Genomic DNA, 6,559 nt, shown 5'->3' on the forward strand with positions numbered 1-6,559 from the left:
CAACACACGCTACAAGCAATTTGGGTATTTGGCTTAATTTAAATATGGTTTTGTATTTGGATGATTTGGCAAATCCGAAGAATAGGCTTAATTTAGTCCCAAACTGCTTTTAGCGCGGGAACGTTGGCGGTCAGTTCAACCGAAATGACCGCAGAAAATAACGTTTTAAACAATTAAACATTCAAAAAAATGAGATGTAGTAACTGCGGAAAAGAAACGCCATTTAGCGGAAAAGTTTGCCATTGGTGCAATAATGATAAATCAAAAGACCAAGAAACACATACTAAAATTGGTTGTGTTGCAATTATAATTGTATTCATCTTATTTCTTTTTTTTAAATGTTCGTAATTAATTAAATATAACTTTATGATAACAAGACAAATCCATTTTAAAAATTTTGAATTAGCACGACCTTTAATTGCAGGAATAAAAACAAAATACAGAGTAGATTCTCATCTGACTATGAGTGCAGAAAAAGGACTTGTATTAACATTTGAAATTGATAGAAGTAATTTAGAAGAGCATTTATCTTTAATAGAAAGTTTCGGACTTGAAACGTATTGAAATATCAATTTCAATTTCTACAGTATTAAAAACATCAATTGCATTTTTTAAGTTTTCAAAATGCTGAATTGTTTCAGGTCGTTTTTCTGAAAGTTCCTGTAAAGCGTTTAGAGTATCGGTATTTTGACCAAATCTACATTCTTCTTGATAATAAGTAACATTGTGTGACATAATATTTAATTTTAAATTATGTTTCTGACTTTAAAACGGCGCAGAAACTAAACCGAAAAATTGGAATGAATAAAGAACCGAACCGCCAACACACGCTACAAGCAAGCTGGGCATAAGGTTCAATTTGAAGTCGGTCTTGTATTTGAAAAAAACACTAATTAATCGGAAGTTTAGACTTCCTTAACCCCAGCCTGCGTGTAGCGCGGGAACGTTAGGCATCAGTTCAACCGAACTGACGCAGATAAAAAATATAAATAACCATTTAAAAATTAAACTATGAAAACAGAATACAGAATTTACGAATTTGATATTAAAAGCGTTCAAGAAGCCCAAGATTGGCTAAATGAAAAAGCAAAAGACGGATTCGTTATTTTAAATATTCATTATTACAAAGGTTATTTATTTGAAACAGTTAGATATACTTTAGAAAGAAAAGCCTAAATTTTTATTTTTAGAATTTCTTTTTTGTACCATTTTGCAAAATCATCTACTGCTTTTGCATCTTTTAAAAAAACAGTTGTATTGAAACCTATAACTCTGTAATCAGACAAAATAGGTTTCAAATCTAAAACTTTAAAAGGCTTTTCTAAAAGAAATTTTTCTTGTTCATTATTCATAATAAAATATTTAAATTGTGTTTCTGACTTAAAAACGGTGCAGAAACTAAACCGAAGTATTGAACATAAAGAACCGAATGCCTAACAGCCACTACAACGGATTTGGGCATTGGGCTTAATGGAAAGTTGGTTTCGTATTTGGATGATTTGGCAAATCCGAAAATAGGGCTTAATTTAGTCCCAAACCCGCTGTAGTGCCAGAACGTTATCGGCAAGCGTAAAAAAACTCACCAAAAGAAATTAATATGAAGAAACGAATTTTTAAATTATTTAGAAGTATTATTCAAAATTACACTGGAAAATGTCCTAATTGTGCAGATTACTATTTAGATGATGAAGATGTTTGTCAAACTTGTGGATGGCCCTATAATCATTAATGAAGAAATACACGGCAAACTACACGTACACTAATCCGAATTTTGTAATTCAGAACCTTGTAACAAATCAGACAAATGCTGACTTGTTACCGATTTTGTATGTCACAAAAAACATTTTGCAACGTGGTTTTCCGACAACACTTTCAAAATACTTGCAATCTGAATTAGGCGAAATCCATAAACTTGACAATTTTGAAGAACGTTTTTTGTTTGCGACAAACCAAACGCCAATTTGGAACGACACAATTAAAGGAGACAAAGTCAATAATTATTATCCTGCAAAAGATTTTTTTGAAAGAATTATTCCTAATGAATTTGGAGAATATTCATTTATCCAATCGTTACTAATTCCTGAAATTCAAATCAATGAAATTATTGGAGAAGAAAATAAAAATTTCATTAACCAACAAGTTGATTTTTATTTACCACAAGCAAAACTTGTAATTGAAATTGACGGACAACAACATAAAATTGATGAAGTTACTAGAGTTTCGGACGGAATAAGAGATAACTTTTTATCAAACAAAGGAATCACAACCATTAGAATTGACACAAGGGAATTACAAAATGGTTCTTACGTTTCAAAAGTTGAAACTATTCTAAAACATCTTGAAAGATTTGAAAAACTTCTATCCTACTACAAAAATGCTTGTGATAAAATAGAAAAAAATCAGATGAGAGAAGAAGAAATTAAAACGAAATTATTGCCTACGGCAATAATACGTTTTCAAGTCTTACTCATTGAGTTGCTTACTCACAAGTATTTGACATTTGATGAAGATTGGAATTTCAACATTTTATCTCACGAAAACTTGCCAGATTTTCCAAAGTTGGCAATTAATGATTTACTCATTTGGATTGACAAACTTTGGCAACTCAAAAACAAACAAGAACTCAAGAAACCAAATTTCAGCATTGAAATAACTAATGACAAAACGAAATTTCAGCCAACAACGAAAGCCATAAACATTGACTTTTCTCTATTTAAACGTTATACAGACGAAAACAAAATCAGCGAAGATGTAATTTTTGTTCGCACAGATTATTTTGACATTGTAAAAGATAAAAACTATTTCAGAGTTAGTACAACCGAACCAATTAATTACAATATCACAGACGAAGACAAAACTAATTTGGAGTTTTTTCTTGATAACATTTTTGACAAGTCAAATTTTAGAGAAGGACAATTTCCAATTGTTTCAAATGTATTGAACAGAAAAGATACAATTGGACTTTTGCCAACTGGTGGTGGAAAATCTTTGTGTTATCAACTTCCTTGTTTGCTTCAACCAAGTATAAATTTTGTGGTCTGCCCCATCAAATCTTTGATGTACGACCAAAACGATAATTTGGTGAAAACTCTTGTAACCAATGTAAGTTTTATTACAAGTGATTTAGAAGCAGACGAAAGGCGAGATATTGAAAGAAACTTTGAGCAAGGACAATATTTGTTTGTTTGGATTTCACCCGAGAAATTCCAAATTCCAAGTTTCAGAGAAAAAATAAGTGCAATTGTTGCCAATTTCTCAATTGCTTATGCAGTTGTAGATGAAGTTCATTGTCTTTCAGAATGGGGACACGATTTCAGAACTTCGTATTTGAATTTAGCCAAAACCATTGACAAATTAAGCCCTAAAGATGAAAATGGTGCGGGGAAAATTAAGTTTATTGGATTAACGGCAACAGCTTCTGTTAAAGTTATGACAGATATAAAAATAGAGTTTTCAAGACAGAAACAGAGATTAGAAGATGAAAATATAAAATCGCTTTTAGATTACAGCCGTAAAGAATTACAATTTGAAGTAATCAATGATAACGGAAATAAAAGTCAAAAGATAAAAGAACTTCTTGAAGAGCTTAAAGACAATGAGAGTTTTACAGAAAACGAAGAAAAAGCAGGTTTGGTGTTTACACCAAATGTAAATGGAGCTTATGGTTGTTATCAAGTTTCAAATACATTAAATGCTATTTATCAGGATAAAGTAAGTTGGTTTTCAGGAGACATTCCTAAACGTGATGTTTTAGATCAAAACACAGGACGAAAAATTGGCACAGAACCAGTAATGGCAAGAGATGAATTTAATAAATTCAAACAACGAGTTCAAAAAGATTTCAAAGAAAATAAATATCAATTGTTAGTTGCTACAAAAGCCTTTGGAATGGGTATTGACAAACAAAACATCCATTATACTTTCCATTACGGTTTACCAAGTTCAGTTGAAGCATTATATCAAGAAGCAGGAAGAGCTGGACGTTGGGACAAACGAAAAGCAGAAAATAAAAATAAGATAGGGAAATGCTATGTTTTACATTCGCCTGAAACTCACGACCAAGAAAGAGTTAAACGACTTTTCGACAAAGACACAACATTTGCCGAAATAAAAAGCATTAGTGATGAAGTCGGATATGGGGGTAGAGATATTTTCAAACAAGTTTTCTTATTTGTTCAAGGGCAAAACGATATAGAAAAAGATTTTGAAATCATTTTAGGTGTAATCAGAAACTACTTTCGAGAAAACTCAAAACTTCGAATTTTTTGGAATGACGCTTATTCAAAATTGAAAATCAATAGCGACACTTTGCAAAAAGCAATTTATCGTTTAAGCCTTTTAGGAATTATTTCGGATTGGACAACAAATTTCATCGACCATTTTGAAGTGCAATTCAAAACTCTTGATGAAAACCACATTGTAAAAAGTGTTTCGGATTATATTACTAAGTATGAACCAAACACAGATGTAAAAATGGATTTACAGAAAATTCCTCAAAATTCAATTTTAGAAAAATCAGTTTGGTATTTACTGAATTGGACTTTTGAGAATATAGCTTACGGTCGTAAGCAATCTTTAAAAACGCTTTCGGATTGGTGTTCAGAATTTGAAGACAGCGAAAGTTTTAAACAGCGGATTGATAGTTATTTTATTTTTTCTGAAACAACTTTTGTACTTCAACATATTGCTGAAAACCCAAAAGAATATAAAAAATGGTTTGAAGTCTTGACGACTAACAACCAATTTCCAAACAAAATTGAATTCGAGAAACTAAAAGACAGTATAAGCCGATTTTTGGAAAGTTACAGAAACAATGTCGGTCTAAATTTTTTAAGCGGTTTTGTTCGTTTAGCACTGAATGATTATGAAGATAGTGATGGAAAAGAACGTTTTGAAAGTGCATTGTCAAGTATCAAACAAACTTTTTCAGAAGAAGAACAAACTGACTTTTTACAACGCTTAAAGATTTTAGGAAAACATTTAAGCGAAGAACAAAAAATGGAATTAAGTCAATCCATTTCAAAATATTATCCTAAAATGTTAGAAGAACTTGCAGAATATTACGATTTGGCATATTTGCTTAATGATATTTATTCTCAAAAATTACAAGAACTAAAAAAACTTAATAAGAAATTATATGAGCAACTTGCAAAAATTTAATGAAACACTTGAAGAGTTCAACAAAGAAGTTGATCAACTTAAAGAAGTTTCGGGTGCTTACAAAAAGTTACAGCAACTAACGGAAACATATAACGAAATAAGCAAGCAGTTTGAAGAAAACAGCAAAGTACTTGACAAAATAAATGAACTTCAAAAAGCACAGCAACAAAAAGTTACTCAAAGTTTAATTGAACTTGAAAACTCTAACAAGCAGAATAAAACCGAGCTTGCTAAACTTGTTGAAGAGAAAACCGACCAAATCCGAAAAGAAAATAAAGAGTTTTACAAAGACCTTGAAAGCACAATCAAAATAAAACTCGACGAAAACAAATCGGAAATAAAACAACTTATTGAGAACGAGCGAAATCAAATCAAACAAATTTTTGAAATTGAATTTGCTAAAAACACAAAAGAATTAAGACAAGTTATCGAAGCCGAAAACAAGACAATAAAAATTTCAATTTGGGTAATTGGTGGACTGACTTTAATAATGAGTATTTTAGCTGTAATAAAACTATGGACATAACGCGCCTGACAAAAACGCCAGCCGATAACAGCCGTTACACGAGATTTGGGCATTAGGTTGAATTTAAAGATGGTTTTGTACTTGGAAAATTTGTGTTTAACCGAAAAACCTCTCATATTTAATCCCAAACCTCGTGTAGCGCCAGAACGTTACTAGCTAGTGCAGAAAACAGATTCCCAAGAAATTTTGTTCAATAAAAGATAAATATGACGAAATTCGAATGTAAAGAATTGTCAATTAGTGACCTTGAATTTGGCTGTGAAATTACATTTTCTGAAAACCTAGGTACCCATGAATCTTCAGAGGAACTAACGGTTGATGAAATACTAGCTTCTACGGAACAATATATTATGCTTCAAAGAACTTATGCTGAAGACGAATTTGAAGATGATTACTATTATTTTGAATCAAGCGACTTTGATAAGTCTTGCGAATTAGAAGATTTTAAAATTGAATTATCTCGTGAACGATTTGTGATAAACATAAATAACGAAATGTTCGAAGTCGAGATTAAGGTTAAAGAATTAGAATTTGAGAACTTAAAACTAGCCTTGGCAAAAATAATTAATGGAAAAGGCAACCTTATAATTGAGGATTAATGATAATCACGAAAGCACCAGCTAGTAACACACGCTACAAGCAATTTGGGCATTTGGCTTAATTGAAAAATTGGTTTGTATTTGGAAGATTTAGCAAATCCGAATAATGGGCTTAATTTAGTCCCAAACTGCTTGTAGCGCGGGAACGTTATACGGCATTTAACATCTTTGTCGCTAAAATCGACTCGTAATAGTTAACGGAAGAAATTGAATTTTTTGATGAGTATTAGAAAAGATACTAATAATAAATAATTGTTTTTCTTAACATTAGAAA

The 6,559-nt window shown here is 31.2% G+C and carries 9 protein-coding genes; 6 read left to right on the plus strand and 3 right to left on the minus strand.

Features of this window, described 5'->3' with window-relative positions; all coding sequences use genetic code 11:
- Positions 1-173: 173 nt before the first annotated feature.
- Positions 174-320, minus strand: coding sequence for a hypothetical protein (locus KZH69_RS20110; RefSeq protein ID WP_219319257.1), 147 nt, complete (start codon positions 318-320; stop codon positions 174-176).
- Positions 321-366: 46 nt separating this feature from the next.
- On the opposite strand from KZH69_RS20110, the gene KZH69_RS20115 reads away from it, so the two are divergent.
- Complete coding sequence (locus tag KZH69_RS20115) at positions 367-564, plus strand: hypothetical protein (RefSeq protein WP_219319258.1); 198 nt, start codon at positions 367-369, stop codon at positions 562-564.
- On the opposite strand, the gene KZH69_RS20120 is transcribed toward KZH69_RS20115, so the two are convergent.
- A complete protein-coding gene (locus KZH69_RS20120; protein ID WP_219319259.1) occupies positions 532-735 on the minus strand; it encodes a hypothetical protein in 204 nt (67 codons plus the stop codon). The genes KZH69_RS20115 and KZH69_RS20120 overlap by 33 nt on opposite strands.
- 276 nt (positions 736-1,011) lie before the next feature.
- On the opposite strand from KZH69_RS20120, the gene KZH69_RS20125 reads away from it, so the two are divergent.
- The gene (locus KZH69_RS20125) at positions 1,012-1,176 is read left to right on the plus strand and encodes a hypothetical protein (RefSeq protein ID WP_219319260.1); all 165 of its coding nucleotides are present in this window, start codon (positions 1,012-1,014) and stop codon (positions 1,174-1,176) included.
- Here KZH69_RS20125 and KZH69_RS20130 read toward each other — a convergent pair.
- Positions 1,173-1,352 carry a hypothetical protein gene (locus KZH69_RS20130; protein ID WP_219319261.1) on the minus strand — a complete coding sequence of 60 codons (180 nt, stop codon included), beginning with the start codon at positions 1,350-1,352 and terminating at the stop codon, positions 1,173-1,175. The genes KZH69_RS20125 and KZH69_RS20130 overlap by 4 nt on opposite strands.
- 245 nt (positions 1,353-1,597) lie before the next feature.
- Between KZH69_RS20130 and KZH69_RS20630 the strand changes: the two genes are divergently transcribed.
- The 4 genes from KZH69_RS20630 (at position 1,598) to KZH69_RS20145 (ending at position 6,285) form a co-directional block, all read left to right on the plus strand.
- The gene (locus tag KZH69_RS20630) at positions 1,598-1,729 is read left to right on the plus strand and encodes a hypothetical protein (protein ID WP_255558540.1); all 132 of its coding nucleotides are present in this window, start codon (positions 1,598-1,600) and stop codon (positions 1,727-1,729) included.
- The gene (locus KZH69_RS20135; RefSeq protein WP_219319262.1) at positions 1,729-5,160 is read left to right on the plus strand and encodes a DEAD/DEAH box helicase; all 3,432 of its coding nucleotides are present in this window, start codon (positions 1,729-1,731) and stop codon (positions 5,158-5,160) included. The genes KZH69_RS20630 and KZH69_RS20135 overlap by 1 nt, the downstream gene beginning before the upstream one ends.
- Complete coding sequence (locus KZH69_RS20140) at positions 5,138-5,686, plus strand: hypothetical protein (RefSeq protein WP_219319263.1); 549 nt, start codon at positions 5,138-5,140, stop codon at positions 5,684-5,686. Before KZH69_RS20135 ends, KZH69_RS20140 begins: the two co-directional genes overlap by 23 nt.
- A gap of 206 nt (positions 5,687-5,892) precedes the next feature.
- Positions 5,893-6,285: a hypothetical protein gene (locus tag KZH69_RS20145; protein ID WP_219319264.1), complete on the plus strand. Its 393-nt coding sequence runs from the start codon at positions 5,893-5,895 to the stop codon at positions 6,283-6,285.
- The last annotated feature ends 274 nt before the right edge of the window (positions 6,286-6,559 follow it).

Source organism: Flavobacterium taihuense, assembly GCF_019351435.1.
Taxonomy (GTDB): Bacteria; Bacteroidota; Bacteroidia; order Flavobacteriales; family Flavobacteriaceae; genus Flavobacterium; species Flavobacterium taihuense.

What these genes read in the sequence shown, in the direction of transcription:
- KZH69_RS20110 (WP_219319257.1), bottom strand. Translation starts at nt 320, where the DNA reads ATGAATACAATTATAATTGCAACACAACCAATTTTAGTATGTGTTTCT.
- KZH69_RS20115 (WP_219319258.1), top strand. Translation starts at nt 367, where the DNA reads ATGATAACAAGACAAATCCATTTTAAAAATTTTGAATTAGCACGACCT.
- KZH69_RS20120 (WP_219319259.1), bottom strand. Translation starts at nt 735, where the DNA reads ATGTCACACAATGTTACTTATTATCAAGAAGAATGTAGATTTGGTCAA.
- KZH69_RS20125 (WP_219319260.1), top strand. Translation starts at nt 1,012, where the DNA reads ATGAAAACAGAATACAGAATTTACGAATTTGATATTAAAAGCGTTCAA.
- KZH69_RS20130 (WP_219319261.1), bottom strand. Translation starts at nt 1,352, where the DNA reads ATGAATAATGAACAAGAAAAATTTCTTTTAGAAAAGCCTTTTAAAGTT.
- KZH69_RS20630 (WP_255558540.1), top strand. Translation starts at nt 1,598, where the DNA reads ATGAAGAAACGAATTTTTAAATTATTTAGAAGTATTATTCAAAATTAC.
- KZH69_RS20135 (WP_219319262.1), top strand. Translation starts at nt 1,729, where the DNA reads ATGAAGAAATACACGGCAAACTACACGTACACTAATCCGAATTTTGTA.
- KZH69_RS20140 (WP_219319263.1), top strand. Translation starts at nt 5,138, where the DNA reads ATGAGCAACTTGCAAAAATTTAATGAAACACTTGAAGAGTTCAACAAA.
- KZH69_RS20145 (WP_219319264.1), top strand. Translation starts at nt 5,893, where the DNA reads ATGACGAAATTCGAATGTAAAGAATTGTCAATTAGTGACCTTGAATTT.